Here is a 22,839-nt window from a genome sequence, read left to right as displayed (position 1 = left end):
TTTTTGCGCATGCAACACAACGTACTTATTTTAGACTTCGGATCGCAATACACACAACTTATTGCGCGTAGAGTTCGCGAATTAAATATATTCTGCGAAATCTTCCCTTACAATCATTTTCCGAGTGATTTATCCTCTTATAAAGCAGTAATCCTTGGTGGTAGTCCATTTTCTGTCCGTTCAGAAGATGCGCCTCATCCAGATTTATCTCAAATTAGAGGAAAACTTCCTATGCTGGCTGTTTGTTACGGCGCGCAATATTTATCCCATTTCAGTGGTGGGGAAGTAGCGGCTTCCAATACCAGAGAATATGGTAGAGCTAATTTATCGTTCATAAAGGAAGACGAAATTTTCTTTGAAGGAGTTTCTGAAAATAGCCAAGTTTGGATGAGTCATAGCGATAGTATCAAAGCTTTGCCAACAAATGGCGTAAAACTGGCAAGTACTCATGATGTGGAATTTGCTGCTTACAAAATTGAAGGCGAAACAACGTATGCGATTCAATACCATCCTGAGGTTTTTCATTCTACTGATGGATCAAAAATGCTGGAAAACTTTTTAGTTAAAATTGCAGAAGTTCCTCAAAACTTTACACCAAATGCTTTTGTTGAAGAGATGGTAGCTGAACTGAAAGAGAAATTGCAAGATGATAAAGTAGTTCTGGGACTTTCTGGCGGAGTTGACTCGACTGTAGCGGCAGTTTTATTACACCAGGCGATTGGAAAAAATCTATACTGTATTTTTGTAAATAATGGTTTGCTTCGTAAAAACGAGTTCCAAAACGTATTAGATCAATACAAAGGAATGGGTTTGAACGTAAAAGGAGTTGATGCCGGAGATCGTTTCTTATCTGAATTAGCAGGTGTAAGCGACCCGGAAACCAAACGTAAAATTATTGGACGTGTATTTATCGAAGTTTTTGATGATGAATCACACCTTATAGAAGATGTAAAATGGTTGGCTCAAGGAACAATATATCCTGATGTTATTGAATCGGTTTCTGTTAAAGGGCCTTCAGCAACAATCAAATCACATCATAATGTAGGTGGTTTGCCGGATTATATGAAATTGAAAATCGTGGAACCGCTTCGTATGCTTTTCAAAGATGAAGTGCGTAGAGTAGGAGCTTCACTAGGAATTGACCCAGAATTATTAGGAAGACATCCTTTTCCAGGGCCAGGATTGTCAATTAGAATTTTAGGTGATATTACACCTGAAAAAGTACAAATTTTGCAAGATGTAGATGCTGTTTTCATTGATGGATTAAAATCTTGGGGATTATACGATAAAGTATGGCAGGCAGGAGCAATTTTACTTCCTGTAAATAGCGTAGGAGTTATGGGTGATGAACGCACATATGAAAAAGTGATTGCGCTTCGTGCCGTAGAATCTACTGATGGTATGACAGCTGATTGGGTGCATTTACCGTATGATTTCTTGATGAAAATTTCTAATGATATTATTAATAAAGTAAAAGGGGTAAATAGAGTAGTATATGATATAAGCTCAAAACCGCCAGCAACAATTGAGTGGGAATAATATCGTTTTTTAACATTAAGTCATTACATTTGTGATGACTTAATTGTTTTAAATCATAATTTATGAAAGAATTTTTACGAATTTTGTTTTTAGTAATATTGTTTTCAAATGTCATTCTTGGACAAGAAAGCGTAATGCAACATACCGTTGTTAAAGGGGAAACAATAACACAAATCGCATTAAAGTACAAAACAACCCCTGCAGCTATTTATAAACTTAATCCGGAATCTCAGTCCGGAATTCAAGAAAACCAACTTCTTAGTGTTCCTAATGTTGTCTTACATCAAAGTGATAGTGTTATTCACATTGTAGGTCCTAAAGAAACACTTTACGGTTTAGCTACAAAATACAATGTAAAAGTTGAAGCACTTCGAGAGGTAAACGAAGCAGTGCTCGTTAATGGCTTAAAAACAGGACAGGAGTTAGTCATTCCGAGATCTTTTGAATCTAAAAAAACAGGGTCTGACCAGCAAACCATAAATGCTGCTAATTCAAAAATTACTCATAAAGTACTTCCTAAAGAATCCTTGTTTGGTATTGCAAGATTGTATAACGTGTCTGTTCAGGATTTAGACAAAGCTAATTCAGATATTTTTAAAGTAGGATTACAAGTAGGACAAAATTTAGTCATACCAAACAAACGAAAAACAGTAGATGGAAGAACCAGAATTATTAATTCTGAAACTATTTTTCATGACGTTCAGTTTAAAGAAACTAAATACTCAATAGCCAAAAAATACGGAATTACAATTGATCAATTAGAATCACAAAATCCTGAAATTGTAAATGGATTAACTCAAGGAAATAAATTGGCTATAAATGTTAAGCAGATAACTCCTTCAAACGAAAATGAAGAGTTGATGATTGCATTGGCAGAGAAGCAAGTAGTGGTAGAGAAAACCAAAGCTAAAAATCTTCAATTAGAGGATTTAAAAGACAAGCTCACCGTTCAAAAAGAAATAAATCAAAAAGTTATTAGAGTTAATAATTTAAAAATTGACCTTAACGAGATAGATGATGCCAAAGAAGGTTCAGAGGAAAGGCTTAAGTTAGTCTTAGAAGCTAATAAAAATATTCAGGATATATTGATTTCAAAATTAGATTCATTAGTGTACACGATGAATGAAGATTTGTCAGAATTAAAAAATACTGAGATTGAAAATCTAGAGAAATCAAAGCAATTGGAAGCTAAATCGTATGAAAGTATTTCTAGAACCAGTGAATTGTCATTTCAATTGAAAAAAGATTTAGCTCAAAATAGAAAAGTGTATTCTACATTGATGAATAAGGTGCAGCGCATCGCTGTTGAAAAAAATATTGAATACAAGAAGAAAGTAAGGGAAAATAGTAAAGCTGATCTCGCGGAGTCTGACAATGAAATTACTTCTCTTGATACTTATAAAAAGATGGAATCAGACCAAAAACGAAGAGATGAATTAAATGAAGTGCTTCTTAAAAAAATTGATTCGTTGGGCGGAGAGAAAAAAATTGAATTAAAAAGACATATTAGTATGGCTACTTTTTATAGCAGAGAAGCAAGAAATTTTGATGATAAATTAGCGTTGGTGCGATTAAAAAGATACCAAAATAAAGCGCAGGAGTCTCAAAATCAAAATCCAGTTTCTAAAGATTTAAACCAACAAAATCTAGTGGAGATAAAAGAAGCTATAAAGCAGGATTCTTTAAGTGACGGAAATAGATCTAAAATAGAAATATTAGATAATCTTAAGGAAGTGCCGGCAGGGTATTACATTGTTTTAGGAGATTTTAGTGAAGCAGAGGACAGAGATAAATTTATAATGAAATTGATTGATGCCGGAGAATTGAATTCCAGTTTTTTCTTTAATGTAAATATTATGTCATATTATGTCTTTACTGAATTTTTTACTACTGAAGAAGAAGCTCTTTATGAATACAAACAGAAAAAAAACAAAGAATTCTTTGAAAAAATGTTTGTTGTAAAGATTGAACAGAATTAATTTATTTAGGAAACAATTAACTACTCTTTTTAAAGTTCATTACTAATTTTACAAAAACTAAAAAATTAATTTATTATACTCAGCATGAAATATTTTTTAACATTCTTTGTTGTTCTTTTTTTTATTTATTTTCCGAGTCAAGCTCAAAATAAAGTGATACAACATAATGTAACAAAAGGAGAAACTATAAATCAAATTGCACAAAAATATAAAGTCACTCCTTATGATATTTATCAATTAAATCCAGATGCACAAAGTGGTTTGAAACCCAATACAATCTTGTTAATTCCTCAAAATTCTGGAAAGCAAGTAGTAGTTCAAACCAAAAAAAGTACACCGTCTACAATGCATCAAGTAATGCCAAAAGAGACTTTGTATGGAATTGAGAAAAAATATGGTGTTACAGATGAAGCATTAAAACAAGCGAATCCTTTTCTTGAAAAAGAGGGTTTACAAATTGGACAGACGCTTACAATTCCTTCGAATGTTATTTTGAAAAATAATACTCCAATCACTGAAAAAGTGGTGTTTCATTATGTGCTTCCAAAAGAAACTAAATATTCTATAGCAAAGCAATACGGAATTACGATTGAGGAATTAGAACGCAAAAATCCTGAAGTAGTCACTAATTTACCGGAAGGATTTAAATTATTGATTAAAGGCAATCCCGAAACTTCGAGACAAAAACTAGATAAAACTGTTCCGGTTAGTGAATCTAAAAAAGAGATTGTTACTACAAATCCAGTAAAAACAGCTTCTGCAGTAAATTACTTAAATTATATTGTAAAGCCTAAAGAGACCTTATATAGTTTGTCTAAAATGGCAGGTATAAGTCAGGAGGAATTAACAGCGCTCAATCCTGAATTGGCTCAAGGCGTTATTGAAGGTATGGTTTTGAAATTTCCTGCTACAATAGCATTTTCTCCACAAGTTAAAAAAGAATACACAGAATTGTCAAACAACAAGCGAAGTAACGGCAGAAAAAAGCTGGTACTGCTGTTGCCGTTTAACATATCCAAGATTCAAGGCGATACGGTCAATTCGACTGCAATGCGCTTAAAAAAGGATAAATTCTTGAATATGACATTGGATTTTTATGCTGGAGCACTAATTGCTATTGATTCCGCTAAAACATTAGGACTTAATATTGATGTGAAAATCTTCGATTCTCAGGAGACTAAAAATAGTTCCAATGTTGCTGCTCTGATCAAAAGTAATGATTTAGAAAATTCGGATGCCATAATTGGACCATTCTACCAAAGCAATGTGGAGAAAACTGCCGAATTACTGTTGCCAAATCAAGTTCCTGTAATTTCGCCTTTGTCTAAAGATTTAGGAGCTTCATACGCTAACATTTTTCAATCGATTCCAGCTCCTGAAGCAGTCAAAAATGCCATGTTCGATTACATGCGTTCCAAAGGTGGTAACATGGTAGCGGTTGTAGACAAGAAAAAAGGTTCGATAATTCAGTTTATCAAAGAGAATCACAAAGATGTACGATTTTCAGCGCTTACCGAAAATGGTGGCGTTTCTGCTGAAAACTTGAAAAGTTTATTTGTAAAAGACAAGATAAACTATGTCGTAATGGAAACTGGAAACACGGGAATGATAAAAACGACAATTGCGGCAATGTTAAGTGCGATGCCTTCATTTAAAGTACAGTTGGTAATTTTGGAACCTAATGAAACGTTGGATACTGATGAAATTAATTTTGGAAATTTAACCAAATTAAAATTAATGTATCCTTCAGTTACCCGTGAAAATGAATCTCCTGAAGCTTTAATTTTCGAAAAGGAATTTAGAAAGAAAAACAAAATTTATCCTAGTGTTTTTGCTACTCGTGGATTTGATTTAACTTTTGATACGATGTTGCGTTTGTCACAGGATAAAAAATACCAGGAAACAATTGATGCTGCGGCAACGGAGCAAATTGACAATAAATTCGAATTTTATAAAAAAGAGGACGGCGGTTATACCAATAAAGGAATCTATATTTTATATTATGACACGGATTTAACCATAAAAGAAGCGAATTAATGACATCAATAGTGACTTATTTAGGGGATTTGAGAACGTCTTCTATTCATTTGCAATCAGGAACCGAAATCCTTTCGGACGCTCCGGTAGACAATAACGGAAAAGGTGAGGCTTTTTCTCCAACGGATACTGTTGCAAACGCATTAGCAACTTGCATGATGACCATAATGGGTATTAAGGCACAAGAAATGGAAGTTGATTTGACAGGTTCTACCGCCGAAGTAATTAAAATTATGAATGCAGAACCAAGGCGTATCGGTGCAGTAGAAATTGCTTTTGAGATGTACGGAACGGCAGAGGAAAAAAACAAAATCATACTGGAAAGAGTAGCGATGACTTGTCCCGTTTTTTTAAGCTTGCACCCTGAAATCGAGAAAAGAATAATTTTTAACTGGAAATAAAGAGATTTGAGAAGCAAGAGATAAGAAACAAGAAGTAGTAATAGTTCTTGATTCTTATCTCTTGCTTCTTTTTTATAAAAAATGGATCAAAACCAAAAACAACTCGTTAAGCTAGCCCATACTAAAATGCCTTTTGGTAAGTATGAAGGATGGTTTCTTATTGATATTCCTGAATATTACATTGTTTGGTACAGCAATAAAGGGTTTCCTAAAGGAGAATTAGGTGAACAGCTGAAATTAATTTATGAATTGAAGCTCAACGGTCTGGAGGAGTTAATTAGGAATATAAAAAAACGTTATCCAAAACCATAGGATAGCATCTATAAGACTCCATAGATTTTTAGAGAATTGTATTTTGCTTTTTTTTTAACCAAAAAAGAGTCTGAAAATCTAACAAGCTAATATTCTAATAGTCCAATTAAATTTGTACTTTTGCCACGTTTTTTACACAACTACAACACAAACAACAACAGAATGAATCAAACGAAATATATTTTTGTTACTGGCGGTGTGACTTCTTCCTTAGGGAAAGGAATCATTGCTGCATCTTTGGCAAAATTGTTACAAGCAAGAGGATACCGTACAACCATCCAAAAGTTTGACCCATACCTTAATGTAGATCCCGGGACATTAAACCCTTATGAGCATGGGGAATGTTATGTTACTGATGATGGTGCAGAAACCGATTTGGATTTAGGGCATTACGAACGTTTTTTGAATGTTCCTACTTCTCAGGCGAATAATGTTACAACAGGAAGGATTTATCTTTCGGTTATTGAAAAAGAAAGAAGAGGAGAATTTCTTGGTAAAACGGTTCAAGTTGTACCTCATATTACCAATGAAATCAAGGAAAGAATGCAGTTGCTTGGAAATTCCGGTGACTACGATATTGTAATTACGGAAATTGGTGGAACGGTAGGAGATATTGAATCTTTGCCATATATTGAATCTGTTCGTCAATTGGTTTGGGATTTAGGAGAACATAATGCCATTGTAATTCATCTTACTTTAATACCTTATTTGGCTGCTGCGGGAGAATTGAAAACAAAACCAACACAGCATTCTGTTAAGACGTTGATGGAGAGTGGGATAAAAGCCGACATCTTGGTTTGTAGAACTGAGCATGAACTTTCTGAAGAATTACGCAACAAACTGGCTTTGTTTTGTAATGTAAAAAGAGAAGCGGTTATCCAGTCTATCGATGCTTCGACTATTTATGAAGTTCCTAATTTAATGTTGGAAGAAGGACTTGATGTTGTTGCGTTAAAAAAATTAGATTTACCTAAAAAAGCGGCCCCTGATTTAAAAAACTGGAATACTTTTTTACGCCGATTAAAAAATCCAAAGCATACTGTGAATATCGGTTTGGTTGGAAAATATGTTGAAATGCAGGATTGTTACAAATCTATTTTGGAAGCTTTCATTCATGCAGGTGCTGCGAATGAAACTAAAGTAAATGTAGTTTCCATTCATTCTGAACATATTGACGCGAATAATATAAGCGAGAAATTTTCTGGTTTAGACGCAATTTTGGTTGCGCCAGGTTTTGGAGAAAGAGGAATTGAAGGCAAAATTGCAGCAGTCCAATATGCGCGTGAAAATAAAATGCCGTTTTTCGGTATTTGTTTGGGAATGCAAATGGCAATCATAGAATATTCAAGAAATGTTCTGGGTTATACTGATGCCAATTCAACCGAAATGAATGAACACACGTCTCATCCGGTGGTAAACCTTATGGAAGAGCAAAAAACAGTTACGGACAAAGGAGGGACAATGCGTCTTGGTGCATGGAAATGTGACATCAAAAAAGATTCATTGGCCTACAAAATATATGGAAAAGAAACGATTTCAGAGCGTCACCGTCATCGTTATGAATACAATAGCAATTATGTGGCGCAATTGCAAAATGCAGGATTGATTGCTTCAGGAGTAAATCCTGATACCGGATTGGTTGAGATTGTAGAAATAGAAAATCATCCATTTTTTATTGGGGTACAATACCATCCGGAATATAAAAGTACGGTTGCGAATCCACATCCTATTTTTGTGAATTTTGTGGCAGCAGCTGTTCTAGCGAAGAAGAAATAATATAATTCTATGGAGCTGAACTTTAAACTTTAAATTTTAAACTTTTTTAATTACAATGGAACAAAAGAAATTTGACCTCAATTCGATTATCGGTTTTGCATTAATTTTTGTTATTTTGGTTTTTATCATGTACCAAAATCAACCGGACCCGAAAGTGGTTGCAGCTGAAAAAGCACAAAAAGAGTTGTTAATTAGAGAAGCTAAAGCAAAAGAGTTAGAAGCTAAAACTGTTGCAAAAGCGACAGTTGCAGTAGCAACTACGGGAGATTCTACTCAACTGGCACAATTGCAAAAGACACTAGGGAATTTTGCGTATTCTGCGACGCTTCCTTCTGCGAAAGCGGGTGTTACCACTATCGAAAATGATTTGGTGAAGCTGACAATTGCCAATAAAGGAGGATATATTGTTGAAGCGACTTTGAAACAATTCGAAAAGTTTAAGAAAGGTTCCGGACAATTAGTTCAATTGGTAAAAGACAATAATGCCAATTTAAATGTGCAATTACTGACTAGTGATAACCGTACTTTAAACTCAAAAGATTTATATTTTGAACCTACTTTAACGAAAGTTGGAGCAGATCAAATATTGTCCATGAAATTGAAAGCGGGAGCCAATGAATTCTTGGAGTACAAATACATTTTGAAGCCTAACGATTACATGATTGGTTTTGATATTCGTTCTCAAGGGTTGAATAAAGTATTGAATACTGCAAAACCATTGGATTTAGAATGGAATTTGAAAACCTACAGAAATGAGAAAAGTGTTTCCTATGAAGACAGATATACACTTCTGTATTTTGAGTATGGAGATAAAAAATTTGATTATGTAGGCGACGGAAAAGATAAAGAAGAGATTCCTGAAAATGTTAAATACATAGCTTTTAAACAACATTTTTTTTCAACTATATTATTGACAAATACTCCTTTTGCTAAATCATCTTTGAAATCGACTAAGTTGGTTTTAGATGAAAAAGTAGATACAATTTTCACGAAACAGTTTAAAGCTAATATTCCTTTAGCTTTTACTAATGGAGAATTAGACCACAAAATGAGTTGGTATTTTGGTCCGACGGATTACAAAACTTTAAAAGACTATGATAAAAATTTAGACAAGATTATTCCTTTAGGTTGGGGTATTTTCGGCTGGATTAATAAGTTTATATTTATCCCGTTATTCGGATTTTTAAGTTCTTACATTGCTTACGGAATTGCGATTATCATTTTTACGATTCTAATAAAAATTGCAATGTCGCCTATCACTTTTAAATCGTTCTTGTCACAAGCGAAGATGAAAGTATTGCGTCCTGAAATCACTGAGTTGGGAGAAAAATTCAAAAAAGACCCAATGAAAAAGCAACAGGAAACCATGAAGTTGTATAACAAAGCGGGAGTGAATCCTATGGCAGGTTGTATTCCAGCACTGATTCAGCTTCCTTTTATGTATGCTTCGTTTCAGTTTTTCCCTTCAGCTTTTGAGTTGAGACAAAAAAGTTTCCTTTGGGCAGATGATTTATCGTCTTTTGATGAAGTTATACGTTTGCCTTTCTATATTCCTTTTTACGGAAATCACATCAGTTTGTTTCCAGTACTGGCTTCGATTGCGATTTTCTTCTATATGAAAATGACTTCTGGCGACCAACAAATGGCTGCTCCACAACAAGAAGGCATGCCGGATATGGCGAAGATGATGAAAATCATGATTTATGTTTCGCCAATAATGATGTTGTTTTTCTTTAACAGTTATGGCGCGGGATTGAGTTTGTATAACTTTATTTCGAATCTGATTACCATTGGAATTATGATTGTTATCAAGCGATACTTTATTGATAGTGATAAAATTCATGCTCAAATTCAAGAGAACAAATTGAAAGAGCCTAAGAAACAAGGTAAATTCCAGAAAAAATTGCAAGAAGTGATGGAACAAGCCGAAGCTCAAAAAGCACAACAGAAGAAAAAATAAAACAAAAAAAAGCTCTCAATTTTGAGAGCTTTTTTTTTGTTTTAAAAATTACAGAATAGGTAATAGGACTTTGTCTATGGCATGAATGACACCATTGGAACATTGTACATCAGTTATGATAATATTTGAAATCCTGTTGTTAGCATCTTTAATTTTCGCGCCACCAGTAAGTTGAATTGTAAAAGTTTGTGCTGGTGTCAAAATTGGAGTTACAATTTGACCTTCTGTTAAACTTGCTGCTAAAACATTAGCCGGACTTACCACATGATATTGTAGAACTTTAGTCAGGTTTGCTGCGGAAACTCCTGCAATTCCTCCTGGAGCTAATTCAGTATTTAATGCAGTAAAGGCAGCATTTGTAGGAGCAAAAACAGTAAATGGACCAGTTGCTGATAATGCAGTTATAAAATTGGGTTGACCTGATCGATTCAGCACACTAACTAAAGTACTAAAATTGGCATTTGCAGCAGCATGAGTTACAATAGTTGGTAAATCAATAACTTTATCTACGATGTGTATTACGCCATTAGAAGCCATGATGTCCGCAGTTGTAACTGTTGCAATTCCGTTGAGTTTCACTCCTGATGAGGTGTTAACATACATACTCAAGGTATTAGTCGTGGATGCAGTTCCTTTGGCTAAAGTCTTTATGTAACCTGTAGTTAAATCAGTAGACTTCACTGCGCCTGTAACAACATGATTTAATAAAATTTGTGTCAAAGCCTCTTTCGGAACATCATTTATTGTAGCATAAGGCGTTGTGGCAAGGAAAGCGGTGAAAGCGTCATTCGTTGGAGCAAAAACAGTGTATGGACCAGCTCCTTTTAAAGTAGTTGCTAAATCAGCTTTGACAAGTGCCTGAACCAAGATACTTAAGTTAGCAGTGGCAGTTGCTTTTCCTGTAATGGTGTTGTCAACGACTACATTGTTATCGTCGTCATCACACGATACTGCTGCGATTGAAAATAATACAATCAGAGCCCAATTTTTAATTTTAGATACATTTTTCATAGTGTTTTTGTTTATTTGTTTCCTCTAAATTAGTAAACTGATTTCTAATTTTGTTTATTTTTTATCTAAAAATAATGAACAATGTGAAAATTTATTATTTTTTTTAAAGTTGTTTAATTTTTATTTTAACTGCATAAAATAGTATTTAACACGTTGTTGTTCAATATTATATGGGTTTTAGGGTTATTTTCAATACACTATTAGAAAAGAATAGTAACAGGATGCTTAAACAATTTATAAAATGCTTTATTTTAAATATTTGTAGAGATAATTATTTCAATATCACGAAGCGAATTGGTTGGATTTAAAGTTTGAAATTTGCTGTGATTTTGTGTTGACTTAAAAGAATAGTGTATTTTATTTGTGAAATAATAGAGCGAGCACCAACTCTAATAAATTCGTATTTTTGCTAAAATAAAAAAGAAGATTCTCAGTTTTAAAGTGTGGACTAAATACAGAGTAGTAATGATAAAATATAAGATTAGTTTTTTTGCCTTTTTAATTTTTGCGCTTTTCAGCCAAAATGTTGTATCCCAAACCGATTCTAATAAATTAGATGCAAAAGGGAAAAAGCAAGGCGTATGGAAAGGGTTTTATGAGGAATCTAAACGCCCAAGATATGAAGGGACTTTTGAGCACGGAAAAGAAATAGGAATTTTTAATTTTTTTGATGACACTAAAGCCAAATCTATAATTGCCACAAGGGAGTTTAATGCAAAAGACAATTCGGCTTATACCATTTTTTATGATCAGAATAAAAATAAAGTCAGTGAAGGGAAAGTGGTCAATAAAGTATTTGAAGGACAATGGAAATATTACCATCTAGCCTCTAAAAATATAATGACAACGGAACACTATAGTAAAGGTAAGTTGGAAGGTTTGCGTACCGTTTTTTATCTAAGTGGTAAAATTGCGGAAGAAATTAATTATAAAAATAATTCAAAAAATGGTTTTTATAAAAAATATACGGAGAATGGAATTGTACTTGAAGAGTCTATTTTCAAGAATGATCAATATAGCGGTTTGGCAATCTTTAGAGATTCTAATGGGAACATGGTTTCTAAAGGGCAATTTGTAAATGGAAAGAAAGCTGGAATTTGGCATTTTTTTGAGAAAGGAAAATTAGTAAAAGAAATGAATATGAGCTTTCCGGAAAATGCAACAAAATCTAAATTGTAAATTTTTTTAAAAATTAATTATTTTGACATAAAATAAATTTCGGTAAAATTAGTTATGATTTAATAATAGATTTATTTTTATTCAAATTCTTAATGGATAAATTTAACAAGACGAATAATTCAATTTTTCACCTGTTAATTAATTGCTAATGAGTGTATTGATATTGTGTAAAAGGTTTATTTTTGCAAAATTTAATTTATAAATTGTAATCAAAACGTACTAGCTTTGTCTTAGTTTAGTATTGCATTTCGTCTATAAAATAGTCTGTAGCCCTCTAATATTTTAGATAAATAAAACGTAATATAGATAAAATGAAAAAACTTTTTTTTGTTTTAATGTCAATTGTAATGTTGATGTTTAGTATCAAAATTTTGTCAAAAAACACTAATGATAGTACCATAATTTCGGTGTTTAATAATGCTACAGAGGAAAAACTTTTTAATCGAGCAAAAATTATTAAGAAATTTATTGTCAATAATTCTAAATATAATAATGAAATCGCTTTCATTATTGATATGAAGATTATGTCTGGGAAAAATAGATTTTTTGTCTACGACTTAAAGAACAATGTAATAATCGATCAAGGTTTGGTTGCTCATGGTATTGGCTCACAAACACAAACTGAAGGTGAACTAATTTTTAGCAATGAACCTAATTCTCTTTCTACCTCATTAGGTAAGTACAGTATAGGATCCAGCTATAATGGGCAATTTGGAAAATCATACAAATTATTCGGCTTAGAGGAAACAAATAATAAAGCTTTTGCGAGAAATATTGTTCTTCATAAATATTCTAAAGTGCCTTTTGGAGAACAAGAGAATCCAATTTGTAAAAGTTTTGGCTGTCCAATGATAAATGTGGAATTTTATAAAAGAATTGAAAAGTTAATTGATAATTCAAAAACAAATATCATTTTAGATATTTTCTATTGATAATACGATAAAGGTAAAATGTGTACTATAAAAACCTCATTCAAGAAATTCTGAATGAGGTTTTTTGATTAGCGATTTATTTTAAAGCAACGATTTTTCGACCGAATGAAACCTTTTGTCAATCAAATTATTTACAGAAGTTGCTTCAATAATATTTTTGACACTTTCTAAAATGGATCATTCAGCAATAGTAGCAGCACTTTTTTTAAATTATTCCGTTGACTATTTTAGAGAAGAATGTAATTTAAAAAAGCAAAATTGGCTGATCTTTATTTGTTTCTAATTCAAATCAATTAGCATCTTATTAAAATTTTCACTTCATATTAAGTTCATTTTGATCTGTAAAAACGCAGATTACTGGTTCTGGAAATGTAACAAAATCGGATAACAATTAACTTTATAGATAACAAATACTCTTGCAAATCTTTTGTAACTTTGGACCCTTATAAAATTATAATTTTTTGAAGATGAAGCGTGTTGTTGTAGGACTTTCCGGAGGTGTAGATTCAAGTGTTGCAGCTTATTTGTTGCAAGAACAAGGATATGAAGTAATAGGTCTTTTTATGAAGAATTGGCATGACGATTCAGTCACTATTTCTAATGAATGCCCGTGGCTGGAAGACAGTAATGATGCATTGCTTGTTGCCGAAAAATTAGGAATTCCATTTCAAACCGTTGATTTAAGCGAAGAATACCAGGAGAAAATCGTGGACTATATGTTCAGTGAATATGAAAAAGGGAGAACTCCAAACCCCGATGTACTCTGTAATCGTGAAATAAAATTTGAGGTTTTCATGAAAATTGCTTTGAGTTTGGGCGCTGATTTTGTGGCCACAGGACATTATTGCCAGAAAACGGAAATCGAAAAGAATGGAGAAACGATTTATCAATTAATAGCCGGTGCAGATACTAATAAAGATCAGTCGTATTTTCTATGTCAATTATCACAAGAACAATTGGCTAAATCTTTATTTCCTATAGGAGAATTAACAAAACCTGAGGTTCGTGAAATAGCAGCTAAAATGGATTTGATCACAGCTGAAAAGAAAGATTCGCAAGGTTTATGTTTTATTGGAAAAGTACGTTTGCCGGAATTTTTGCAACAAAAATTGCAGCCGAAAGATGGGATTATAATTCAAATAGATAAAAATGATTCTGTTTACAGTTCTGAAATACAAGAAGGACTAAGTGTTGAGGATGCTTTAAAATTAGAAGCAAGAAAAATTCCGTATACGCCACAAATGGGGAAAGTAGTAGGGAAGCATCAAGGGGCCCATTACTTTACTATTGGACAACGAAAAGGATTAAATGTAGGAGGAACAACGGATCCATTATTTATTATCGCCACCAATGTTGAAACCAATACAATTTATACCGGATTAACCAGTCAGCATCCTGGATTATTCAAGAAAGCGTTGCGTATTGAGAAAGATGAAGTGCATTGGATTCGTAAAGATTTGGCTTTGGCCAATGGAGAGACAATGGAGGTAATGGCAAGAATACGTTACAGACAGCCATTGCAAAAAGCTACTTTACATCAATTCGAAAATGAAATGTACATAGCTTTTGATGAACCACAATCCGCCATAACCGAAGGGCAATTTGCAGCTTGGTATTTAGGTGAAGAATTAGTTGGTTCTGGTGTAATTTCTTAGTTTAGTGCATTATTTTAATTTCAATAAACGTTTCCTTTGATGTAAGTAGGAGTGGAATAAAAAATTGCAATCTTGTTTCTAACCAGTGGAATTTAGCATATTTATGGCTTAACAAATAAAGTTTTATGAGAAAATTTTACTTATTTCTTTTTCTAATCATTGCTACTGCAGGTTTTTCACAACAGGATGCTTGGGTATATTTTAATGCAAAACCCAATTCTCGGTTTTTTTCTGATTCACCATTAAATATGCTCTCTCAAAGAGCATTGGACAGAAGAGGCAATCAAAGTATTGCCCTAGATTATAAAGATGTTCCAGTAGAAGCAACTTATATCAGTCAAATAAAATCAGTTGTAGGAATTACTGTCATGGCAAAATCCAAATGGCTCAACGCAATTCATGTTCGAGGGGAACAAGCGGCTATAAATTCGTTAGCCCTATTTTCTTTTGTCTCTAAAGTTGATTTTGCGGACAAATCGTTAAATCAATTGGGGAAAATTGCAAAATCCACGAAGGTAAAAAAGGGAAATAAAACGAAGAAAACTAAAATTGACTATGCTTATGGATCCTCATCGAATCAAATTAAGATGCTTAATGGACAACTATTGCATCAGCAGAATTATACCGGGTCAGGAAAAATAATTGCAATAATGGATGCTGGTTACCCAGGAGTAAACACCACACAGCCTTTTCAAAGATTAAGAGATAATGACCAAATTTTGGGTGGTTATAACTTTGTTCTCAGAGATTCAAATTTTTATACAGGTTCTTCACATGGAACATCTGTACTTTCCACAATTGGAGGATACAAAGAAAACTCGTTAGTGGGAACGGCACCTGACGCCTCTTATTATTTATTCATAACAGAAGATGATACCTCTGAGAATCCTGTTGAAGAATCCCTTTGGGTTGAAGCTGCAGAAAAAGCAGATAGTTTAGGGGTAGATATTATTAATACTTCTTTGGGTTATTTTGATTTTGATAATGAGGCTTACAATCATACCTACAGTGAAATGAATGGCGCAACAGCATTTATGTCTCGCGGTGCTGAAATTGCATTTAGCCGAGGAATGATTTTAGTTACTTCAGCTGGTAATTCAGGAAATTCATCAGATCCACATATTGCTGTTCCTGCTGATGCTGTTTCGGTGCTTTCTGTTGGAGCAGTAACAGCTTCTGAAATAATAACTTCATTCAGTTCAAAAGGGCCATCTTTTGACGGAAGGATAAAACCGGATGTCATGGCGCAAGGGCAAGCTGCTATAGTTTCAGATGCAGCAGGTAATATTGTAACAGCAAACGGAACTTCTTTTTCGGGTCCAATCATGGCGGGAATGGTAGCTTGTTTATGGCAGGCGTTTCCACAAAAAACAAATCAGGAAATCAGAGCATTAATACTACAATCATCCGATAAATTTTTGGTGCCAAATAATCAATATGGATATGGTATCCCAGATTTTGGATTGGCGGTTAGCAATGGATTAGCTTCAACATCTCTTTCGAAAGACGATTTTATAATTTATCCCAACCCGGCAAGTGATTTTGTTTCGGTTTCTTTACCGGCAAAGTTTGAAATTGGAACCGTTTTTATTTTTACCATTTTGGGACAAAAAATATTTGAACAAAAAATTACTTCTCAATCATCAATTATTTCATTGAAATCTCTTGAAAAAGGAATGTATCTTTATAAAATGGAATCTATCGGTTTCTCTAAAACGGGAAAAATAGTAAAACAATAATAGCATTACTACCACATGAATAAAATCACAGCACTTTTTAAAATTAAATACCCAATTATTCAAGGAGGAATGATTTGGAACAGTGGATATAAATTAGCAAGTGCTGTCAGTAATGCTGGGGGTTTGGGATTGATTGGTGCTGGTTCTATGTATCCTGAAGTGTTACGCGAACACATTCAGAAATGTAAAAAAGCCACTTCAAATCCTTTTGGAGTAAATGTTCCAATGTTGTATCCCAACATTGAAGAAATCATGGAAATCATTGTTGAAGAAGGCGTAAAAATCGTTTTTACTTCGGCTGGAAATCCTAAAACATGGACTTCGTATTTAAAAGAAAATGGCATTACAGTTGTGCATGTAGTCAGCAGTTCTGTATTTGCTTTGAAGGCACAAGATGCAGGTGTTGATGCTATAGTTGCTGAAGGTTTTGAAGCCGGAGGACATAACGGAAGAGAAGAAACTACCACACTTGCGCTGATTCCTATCGTGAAAGAAAAAATAAAAATTCCATTAATTGCTGCCGGGGGTATTGCTACTGGTCGTGGAATGTTAGCCGTTATGATTCTTGGTGCAGATGGAGTTCAGGTTGGAAGTAGATTTGCAGCATCTTTGGAATCATCAGCTCATGAAAATTTCAAGGAAACTATTATAAATACTAAGGAAGGCGATACACAATTGACTTTGAAAGAACTCGCTCCAGTGCGCTTAATTAAAAATAAATTTTATCAAGATGTTCAGGATTTTTATGAAAAATGTCCAACAAAGGAAGATTTAGTTGTTTTATTAGGAAGAGCAAGAGCAAAAAGAGGTATGTTCGAAGGAGATTTAGTTGAAGGAGAATTAGAAATAGGACAAATAGCAGGGATTATTCATGAAATAAAGCCAGCGGGAGAAATCATTAAGGAGATGATATTCGATTTTCAAACTGCTAGGAAAGAAGTGGTAAATTTTGATTTTTAAATAATGAATAAAACAAAAATATATATAATCTTGTTTTTTTTGGTTCTAGGTTTGCAACATTCCTTTGGACAAAATTATAAGTTTAAAACCTCGGGCTTTAGTGTTTTGGAAAAAAATGAAAAGGGAAAATGGGGCAAATGGTCTGATTTGAATTTGGTAAATTTATTAGTGACATTGGACACTAACAAAAGTAGGATAGTAATTTATTCTCAGATTATTCAATTATTTGAAATTATTGAGTATCAGGAAACCGAGGAAAATGATGCTGATATTGTATATTCTTTTTCCTGTAAAGATAATGAAGGAGTCAATTGCACCCTTTCAATCATTACCCGAAAAAAGCAAGATAACAGGAAACAATTGTACATCAATTATGACAATAGGATTGTTGTTTATAATATTTTCAACATGTAAAAAGGGTCTTCTTATGTTTTTTTATTAATTAAACTATTTCTATATCTTTAATAAAATCATCATACTCAGAATAAAACATTTCCAAAGCACTCATTTTTTCATGGTAAAAATCAAAAATTTCATCCCAGTATTTTTGGTTGCTAACTCCAACATTTAATTTTTCAACCCAAATGCGACTTATTGTTTTTCCGCTTTCAAGGGTGTACTCTTTTTCAAAAATTAAATCTTTAATAAATTCCTCTTCCAGAATATTTTTTAAAGATTGCAGTTTTTCAAAATATGCAATTCTTTTTTCATTACTTCGATGTTCGATATCTATTAGGACCTGCGCTTTTTTATTATCTACGTAAAATTTAAAAGAGAAATCTTTGATTTTAGTGTCATACAACACCCATTTACGGGGATATTTTTCTGCAAATGCAATCCAGAATTCACGCTTTAATTTTTGGGTTTCCACTTTGCTGTACATAATAGTTATGACTTTAGGTACTAGAAAATTTGTGCAACTCTGTTTTCTAGACTATATTTATATTTAATTTCAGTGTACAAAAATAGACTTTGATTATGGATTTTCAAGAATTTTTACGGTTTGTTCCTAAATTAATCGATGCTAAGCTTCCCGCATTTGAGGCGCATATCAAAATGGCACCTTTAGAAAGGTTGGAAAGTTTAAAAAATATATATTTAGAGAATAAAAATCCAAGGATAGCGGCTGTGATGATGCTTTTTTATCCTAAAAATGAGAGAACCCATTTAGTGTTGATTGTTCGGAAAACTTATGAAGGAGTTCATTCGGCACAAATTGCATTTCCTGGAGGAAAATACGAACTGGACGATGATAATTTTGCTGAAACAGCACTTCGAGAAACACATGAAGAGGTAGGTATTCATCCGGATAAAATTGAAATTCTTAAACCGTTTACGGAATTATATATTCCGCCAAGTAACTTTATGGTACATCCATTTTTAGGTATCAGTACAGAAGAACTTGTATTTGTACCTGAACCATCAGAGGTTGCGGAGATAATAGAATTGCCTTTGTCTGTTTTTTTGAGTGATAGTATTGTAGTTGATACGAATTTATCTACTTCCTATGCGAATAACATCAATGTTCCAGCATTCAAAATTGAAAATCATATCGTTTGGGGTGCTACTGCAATGATGTTAAGTGAATTGAAAGAAGTCTTGAAAGAGGTGCTTGGCACTTCAATTTGAAGTTAAATTAATGTGTAGGAATTGTAAAGTACATCAAATATTAATTTCGTAAGTTTGCTAATTAAATATTAAAAACACATAATTTTATGGGATTGTTTAAGAGAAATCCTTTTGGTCACATACTATTTATAAAGAAATGGTTAATTCGAGTTTTCGGTGCTAGTACGCATAGAAGATATAGAGGATTTAACGAACTACAAATTGAAGGTTCGGAAATTATCAGAAATTTACCGGATACTAACGTACTTTTTATTTCTAATCACCAAACCTATTTTGCTGATGTTGTAGCCATGTTTCACGTATTTAATGCAAGCTTGAGCGGTCGCGATGATACGATCAAGAATGTTTGCTATTTGTGGCAACCTAAAATGAATATCTATTATGTAGCTGCCAAAGAAACCATGCAGGCGGGATTATTGCCAAGAATTATGGCATATGCCGGAGCAATTTCTGTAGAGCGTACCTGGCGTGCTAAAGGAGTTGATGTTCAGGAGAAAAAAGATATTAACCCGGATGATACTGAAAATATAAAAATAGCTTTAAATGATGGTTGGGTAATCACTTTTCCACAAGGGACAACAAAATCGTTTAAACCGGTTCGTAAAGGAACAGCACACATTATAAAACAGCACAGACCAATCGTAGTTCCTATTGTTATAGATGGTTTTCGTCGCTCGTTTGATAAAAAGGGACTACGCATGAAGAAGAAAGGAATCCTGCAATCTTTTATTATAAAAGAACCGTTGGACATTGATTACGATAACGATACCATAGAAGAAATTGTAGAAAAAGTGGAATATGCAATTGAGCAACATCCTTCATTCCTAAAAGTTATTCCATCTGAAATTATAAAGGAGCAAGAAGAATTGAACCGATTAAGAAAATGGGAATATTAAATAAAAAAAAGAGGCAATTGCCTCTTTTTTTTATAGATCGATTTTCTTTAATTCCGTATAATTTCTATTCAATTTTTTTAATAATATGCCATAAATCAATTGGTAAAAAAGCCATACAATACCTAATAAGACAATTATGAAAATTAACATCAAGATACAAGTGAAAAATATTCTAGCTCCATTATCACTTCCCGTTGTTGATTTAATTTGAATCTCATTGATAAACAATACCACAGAAACAAAAAATACAAGAAACAAATTATATCCTATATAATATCGGACTGTTTTACGTGTGTTTAAAATGCATTCCATTAATTTTTTAGTATTTGAAGTGACTGATATAGAGCGATAATTTTTATAGAATAAATACATAAAAAATAGTGCTACACCATAACTTAAATAATCTAAAACAGTAATGAAAATCTCAATTGTTTGAGATTTACTCATTTTGTCATCAGGAAGTAAAAAACTCAAAGAATTTAATACTACAAATTCAATAATACTAATAATAAAAATCCACTTCACAATCGAAGATGATTTTTTATGAATCATTTTGTAAATTTCTATTTCCGATACCTGCTCAAAAGAATTATCACTCTTCTGCCAGTCTTTTTTTAATAAATCCAGCTCTTTCATATTCCTAATGGATTTAATATTTTTTTTAATTTCCCTTTTATTCTATTCATTTTCACCCTCGCATTAACTTCGCTAATTCCTAAAGTTTCCGATATTTCCTGATAATCCTTATCTTCCAGATACATGAATATCAACGCCTTTTCAATATCATTCAATTGGTAGACCGCTTTGTACATTAACTTTAATTGTTCCTCTTCTTCATAATCATATTCCACATCATTCAGGAAATGTTGTCGCCCTTCAAATTCGATAGTATTTATGGATCGTTTTGTTTTTCGGTACAAAGTAATCGCCGTATTTAGCGCAACTCGATAGGCCCAAGTCGAAAATTTACTGTCGCCCCTGAATTTTGGAAAAGCCTTCCATAATTGTATCGTGATTTCCTGAAACAAATCCTTATGTGCATCATCGCCATTAGTATACAACCTACAAATTTTGTGGATTATATTCTGATTTTCCTGCAACTGCTTTACAAAAGAATGTTCTAAATTATCACTCATATATACGTTAGTAAGTCAATACTGGTTTTTGTTACAAATTAAGGAATAAAATAACACTTCTCAAATTTGTCATTGTGAGTTACGAAGCAATCAGGAGCACAACGCCTTCATTTCATAATTAATACTCGTCCCGCTGTACATTACAATCTTTATTTCCTGATAAAAATCAGTAAATAAAGGATTTTCATTACCATCGGGGCTAACAAAGACGTTTTTTTTTCAGAAGAACATTTCTAAAACAAACAAAAATTTCGATACTATTTGATGAAATGCAACAATAGAAAACTTTGTATCTTTGGTTTTTAACAATTTTGAACTTTTTTACAAACATGAACATCCCAAATTCAACTTTATCCAGAATAGTTATTATAGGTGGTGGTTTTGCCGGAATTGCATTAGCCAAAAAATTAAAAAACAAAAAAGTTCAGGTTGTCCTTTTAGACAAACACAATTACCATACTTTCCAACCTTTACTATATCAAGTTGCCACAGGCGGACTTGAAGCTGGGTCCATAGCGTATCCAATCCGAAAAGTGATCCAAGAATACGATGACGTTTATTTCAGACTCACCAATGTCCAAGAAATAGACACTAAAAATCAAAAAATAGTTACCGAAATTGGCGAATTAAAGTATGATTATTTAGTCATTGCCACGGGTTCCAAAACCAATTATTTTGGCAACAAAGAAATTGAGCGCAACAGTATGGCTATGAAAACCATACCGCAATCACTGAATATAAGGAGTTTGATTCTCGAAAATTTTGAACAAGCTGTTTTAACCACTGATGTAGCCGAACAAAACAGTCTTATCAATTTTGTACTTGTAGGTGGCGGACCAACAGGAGTAGAGCTTGCGGGAGCTTTGGCTGAAATGAAAAAAGCCATTCTGCAAAAAGATTATCCTGATCTTGATATTGCCAAAATGGAAATCAATCTGATTCAAAGTGGCGATAGAATCCTAAATACCATGAGTGAGAAATCCTCTCAAGCTGCCGAAAAATTTCTAACCAGTTTAGGTGTGAAAATATGGAAAAACGTGCGAGTAACTAATTATGATGGACGAACTATAACCACAAATTCCGATTTGACCTTTGAAACCGCCACCGTAATCTGGACAGCAGGCGTTCAGGGTGCTCTTGTTGCGGGATTGGATGGGAAATCTTTGGTAGAAAAAGTAGAACGTATTCGGGTCAATGAATTCAATCAAGTGGCGGGCTATGAAAACATTTTTGCAGTAGGAGACATTGCTTCTATGGAATCCGAAACCTATCCGCAAGGACATCCCATGATGGCGCAACCCGCCATGCAGCAAGGAGAATTATTAGGCGAAAACTTAGTGAAATTAATTGAAAACAAACCCATGAAAGCTTTCGAATACAACGACAAAGGTTCGATGGCAACCATAGGAAGAAATAAAGCCGTTGTCGATTTGCCTAAATACCATTTTAGCGGCGTTTTTGCTTGGTTTGTTTGGATGTTTGTACATTTATTTTCCCTTATTGGATTCAAAAATAAAGCTGTCGTATTCCTGAATTGGGTCTACAATTATATTCGTTTTGATCGGGAAGGAAGATTGATTATTAGACCATACAAAAAGAAAAGTTTTACCACTTTTACCAGTGATGAAGTATAGAAAATGATGAGTTATGAATGATAAGTTTTAAGGTCTTGTTCATAACTCATAACTCCATAACTAA

Annotated in this window: 20 protein-coding genes; 16 read left to right on the top strand and 4 right to left on the bottom strand. The window is 33.2% G+C overall.

Annotation, left to right across the window (positions count from 1 at the left end):
• The first annotated feature begins 9 nt into the window (after positions 1-9).
• The 7 genes from guaA (at position 10) to yidC (ending at position 10,004) form a co-directional block, all read left to right on the top strand.
• Positions 10-1,539: a glutamine-hydrolyzing GMP synthase gene (guaA, locus tag G7A72_RS04545; protein ID WP_113666716.1), complete on the top strand. Its 1,530-nt coding sequence runs from the start codon at positions 10-12 to the stop codon at positions 1,537-1,539.
• Between the two features lie 62 nt (positions 1,540-1,601).
• Positions 1,602-3,518 (top strand): LysM peptidoglycan-binding domain-containing protein, encoded by a 1,917-nt coding sequence (locus G7A72_RS04540; RefSeq protein WP_165151597.1) that lies wholly within the window; start codon positions 1,602-1,604, stop codon positions 3,516-3,518.
• Between the two features lie 84 nt (positions 3,519-3,602).
• Entirely contained in the window at positions 3,603-5,555 is a 1,953-nt protein-coding gene (locus tag G7A72_RS04535) for a LysM peptidoglycan-binding domain-containing protein (protein ID WP_165151596.1), read from the top strand.
• On the top strand, positions 5,555-5,956 hold the full coding sequence (locus tag G7A72_RS04530) for an OsmC family protein (RefSeq protein ID WP_165151595.1): 402 nt from the start codon (positions 5,555-5,557) through the stop codon (positions 5,954-5,956). The genes G7A72_RS04535 and G7A72_RS04530 overlap by 1 nt, the downstream gene beginning before the upstream one ends.
• A gap of 81 nt (positions 5,957-6,037) precedes the next feature.
• Positions 6,038-6,268 carry a DUF3820 family protein gene (locus tag G7A72_RS04525; RefSeq protein ID WP_113666720.1) on the top strand — a complete coding sequence of 77 codons (231 nt, stop codon included), beginning with the start codon at positions 6,038-6,040 and terminating at the stop codon, positions 6,266-6,268.
• A gap of 162 nt (positions 6,269-6,430) precedes the next feature.
• On the top strand, positions 6,431-8,044 hold the full coding sequence (locus G7A72_RS04520) for a CTP synthase (protein ID WP_113666721.1): 1,614 nt from the start codon (positions 6,431-6,433) through the stop codon (positions 8,042-8,044).
• Between the two features lie 55 nt (positions 8,045-8,099).
• A complete protein-coding gene (yidC, locus tag G7A72_RS04515; RefSeq protein WP_113666722.1) occupies positions 8,100-10,004 on the top strand; it encodes a membrane protein insertase YidC in 1,905 nt (634 codons plus the stop codon).
• A 48-nt stretch (positions 10,005-10,052) separates the two neighbouring features.
• Here the strand turns inward: yidC and G7A72_RS04510 are convergent, their stop codons facing one another.
• Positions 10,053-11,015 (bottom strand): fasciclin domain-containing protein, encoded by a 963-nt coding sequence (locus G7A72_RS04510; RefSeq protein WP_165151594.1) that lies wholly within the window; start codon positions 11,013-11,015, stop codon positions 10,053-10,055.
• Positions 11,016-11,480: 465 nt separating this feature from the next.
• Between G7A72_RS04510 and G7A72_RS04505 the strand changes: the two genes are divergently transcribed.
• The 6 genes from G7A72_RS04505 (at position 11,481) to G7A72_RS04480 (ending at position 17,894) form a co-directional block, all read left to right on the top strand.
• The gene (locus G7A72_RS04505) at positions 11,481-12,194 is read left to right on the top strand and encodes a toxin-antitoxin system YwqK family antitoxin (RefSeq protein ID WP_165151593.1); all 714 of its coding nucleotides are present in this window, start codon (positions 11,481-11,483) and stop codon (positions 12,192-12,194) included.
• Between the two features lie 311 nt (positions 12,195-12,505).
• Positions 12,506-13,126, top strand: coding sequence for a murein L,D-transpeptidase catalytic domain-containing protein (locus tag G7A72_RS04500; RefSeq protein WP_241258575.1), 621 nt, complete (start codon positions 12,506-12,508; stop codon positions 13,124-13,126).
• Between the two features lie 467 nt (positions 13,127-13,593).
• Positions 13,594-14,781: a tRNA 2-thiouridine(34) synthase MnmA gene (gene mnmA / locus G7A72_RS04495; protein WP_165151592.1), complete on the top strand. Its 1,188-nt coding sequence runs from the start codon at positions 13,594-13,596 to the stop codon at positions 14,779-14,781.
• Positions 14,782-14,906: 125 nt separating this feature from the next.
• The gene (locus G7A72_RS04490; RefSeq protein WP_165151591.1) at positions 14,907-16,520 is read left to right on the top strand and encodes a S8 family serine peptidase; all 1,614 of its coding nucleotides are present in this window, start codon (positions 14,907-14,909) and stop codon (positions 16,518-16,520) included.
• 15 nt (positions 16,521-16,535) lie between these two features.
• Entirely contained in the window at positions 16,536-17,480 is a 945-nt protein-coding gene (locus G7A72_RS04485) for a nitronate monooxygenase family protein (RefSeq protein ID WP_165151590.1), read from the top strand.
• A 3-nt stretch (positions 17,481-17,483) separates the two neighbouring features.
• Complete coding sequence (locus G7A72_RS04480; RefSeq protein WP_165151589.1) at positions 17,484-17,894, top strand: hypothetical protein; 411 nt, start codon at positions 17,484-17,486, stop codon at positions 17,892-17,894.
• Between the two features lie 28 nt (positions 17,895-17,922).
• Here G7A72_RS04480 and G7A72_RS04475 read toward each other — a convergent pair whose 3' ends face one another.
• Positions 17,923-18,363, bottom strand: a complete 441-nt coding sequence (locus tag G7A72_RS04475; RefSeq protein ID WP_113666729.1) for a DUF4268 domain-containing protein — start codon at positions 18,361-18,363, stop codon at positions 17,923-17,925.
• Between the two features lie 95 nt (positions 18,364-18,458).
• Between G7A72_RS04475 and G7A72_RS04470 the strand changes: the two genes are divergently transcribed.
• Both G7A72_RS04470 and G7A72_RS04465 read left to right on the top strand, forming a co-directional pair.
• On the top strand, positions 18,459-19,109 hold the full coding sequence (locus G7A72_RS04470; RefSeq protein ID WP_165151588.1) for a CoA pyrophosphatase: 651 nt from the start codon (positions 18,459-18,461) through the stop codon (positions 19,107-19,109).
• 86 nt (positions 19,110-19,195) lie between these two features.
• Positions 19,196-20,005: a 1-acyl-sn-glycerol-3-phosphate acyltransferase gene (locus tag G7A72_RS04465; protein WP_113666731.1), complete on the top strand. Its 810-nt coding sequence runs from the start codon at positions 19,196-19,198 to the stop codon at positions 20,003-20,005.
• A 30-nt stretch (positions 20,006-20,035) separates the two neighbouring features.
• Here the strand turns inward: G7A72_RS04465 and G7A72_RS04460 are convergent, their stop codons facing one another.
• Positions 20,036-20,641, bottom strand: coding sequence for a hypothetical protein (locus G7A72_RS04460; RefSeq protein WP_165151587.1), 606 nt, complete (start codon positions 20,639-20,641; stop codon positions 20,036-20,038).
• On the bottom strand, positions 20,638-21,141 hold the full coding sequence (locus G7A72_RS04455) for an RNA polymerase sigma factor (RefSeq protein ID WP_091171887.1): 504 nt from the start codon (positions 21,139-21,141) through the stop codon (positions 20,638-20,640). Before G7A72_RS04455 ends, G7A72_RS04460 begins: the two co-directional genes overlap by 4 nt.
• Positions 21,142-21,470: 329 nt before the next feature.
• Between G7A72_RS04455 and G7A72_RS04450 the strand changes: the two genes are divergently transcribed.
• Positions 21,471-22,775: an NAD(P)/FAD-dependent oxidoreductase gene (locus tag G7A72_RS04450; RefSeq protein WP_165151586.1), complete on the top strand. Its 1,305-nt coding sequence runs from the start codon at positions 21,471-21,473 to the stop codon at positions 22,773-22,775.
• Positions 22,776-22,839: the final 64 nt, after the last annotated feature.

Origin of the sequence: Flavobacterium sp. Sr18 (assembly GCF_011064265.1) — a bacterium.
In the GTDB taxonomy this organism is placed as follows: Bacteria; Bacteroidota; Bacteroidia; order Flavobacteriales; family Flavobacteriaceae; genus Flavobacterium; species Flavobacterium petrolei.
The sequence above is the reverse complement of the archived record's forward strand: the minus strand, read 5'-3'. Positions and strand labels throughout refer to the sequence as shown.

Bases quoted from the DNA above. Each gene is read 5' to 3' on its own strand.
- guaA (WP_113666716.1), top strand. From the start codon at position 10: ATGCAACACAACGTACTTATTTTAGACTTCGGATCGCAATACACACAA.
- G7A72_RS04540 (WP_165151597.1), top strand. From the start codon at position 1,602: ATGAAAGAATTTTTACGAATTTTGTTTTTAGTAATATTGTTTTCAAAT.
- G7A72_RS04535 (WP_165151596.1), top strand. From the start codon at position 3,603: ATGAAATATTTTTTAACATTCTTTGTTGTTCTTTTTTTTATTTATTTT.
- G7A72_RS04530 (WP_165151595.1), top strand. From the start codon at position 5,555: ATGACATCAATAGTGACTTATTTAGGGGATTTGAGAACGTCTTCTATT.
- G7A72_RS04525 (WP_113666720.1), top strand. From the start codon at position 6,038: ATGGATCAAAACCAAAAACAACTCGTTAAGCTAGCCCATACTAAAATG.
- G7A72_RS04520 (WP_113666721.1), top strand. From the start codon at position 6,431: ATGAATCAAACGAAATATATTTTTGTTACTGGCGGTGTGACTTCTTCC.
- yidC (WP_113666722.1), top strand. From the start codon at position 8,100: ATGGAACAAAAGAAATTTGACCTCAATTCGATTATCGGTTTTGCATTA.
- G7A72_RS04510 (WP_165151594.1), bottom strand. From the start codon at position 11,015: ATGAAAAATGTATCTAAAATTAAAAATTGGGCTCTGATTGTATTATTT.
- G7A72_RS04505 (WP_165151593.1), top strand. From the start codon at position 11,481: ATGATAAAATATAAGATTAGTTTTTTTGCCTTTTTAATTTTTGCGCTT.
- G7A72_RS04500 (WP_241258575.1), top strand. From the start codon at position 12,506: ATGAAAAAACTTTTTTTTGTTTTAATGTCAATTGTAATGTTGATGTTT.
- mnmA (WP_165151592.1), top strand. From the start codon at position 13,594: ATGAAGCGTGTTGTTGTAGGACTTTCCGGAGGTGTAGATTCAAGTGTT.
- G7A72_RS04490 (WP_165151591.1), top strand. From the start codon at position 14,907: ATGAGAAAATTTTACTTATTTCTTTTTCTAATCATTGCTACTGCAGGT.
- G7A72_RS04485 (WP_165151590.1), top strand. From the start codon at position 16,536: ATGAATAAAATCACAGCACTTTTTAAAATTAAATACCCAATTATTCAA.
- G7A72_RS04480 (WP_165151589.1), top strand. From the start codon at position 17,484: ATGAATAAAACAAAAATATATATAATCTTGTTTTTTTTGGTTCTAGGT.
- G7A72_RS04475 (WP_113666729.1), bottom strand. From the start codon at position 18,363: ATGTACAGCAAAGTGGAAACCCAAAAATTAAAGCGTGAATTCTGGATT.
- G7A72_RS04470 (WP_165151588.1), top strand. From the start codon at position 18,459: ATGGATTTTCAAGAATTTTTACGGTTTGTTCCTAAATTAATCGATGCT.
- G7A72_RS04465 (WP_113666731.1), top strand. From the start codon at position 19,196: ATGGGATTGTTTAAGAGAAATCCTTTTGGTCACATACTATTTATAAAG.
- G7A72_RS04460 (WP_165151587.1), bottom strand. From the start codon at position 20,641: ATGAAAGAGCTGGATTTATTAAAAAAAGACTGGCAGAAGAGTGATAAT.
- G7A72_RS04455 (WP_091171887.1), bottom strand. From the start codon at position 21,141: ATGAGTGATAATTTAGAACATTCTTTTGTAAAGCAGTTGCAGGAAAAT.
- G7A72_RS04450 (WP_165151586.1), top strand. From the start codon at position 21,471: ATGAACATCCCAAATTCAACTTTATCCAGAATAGTTATTATAGGTGGT.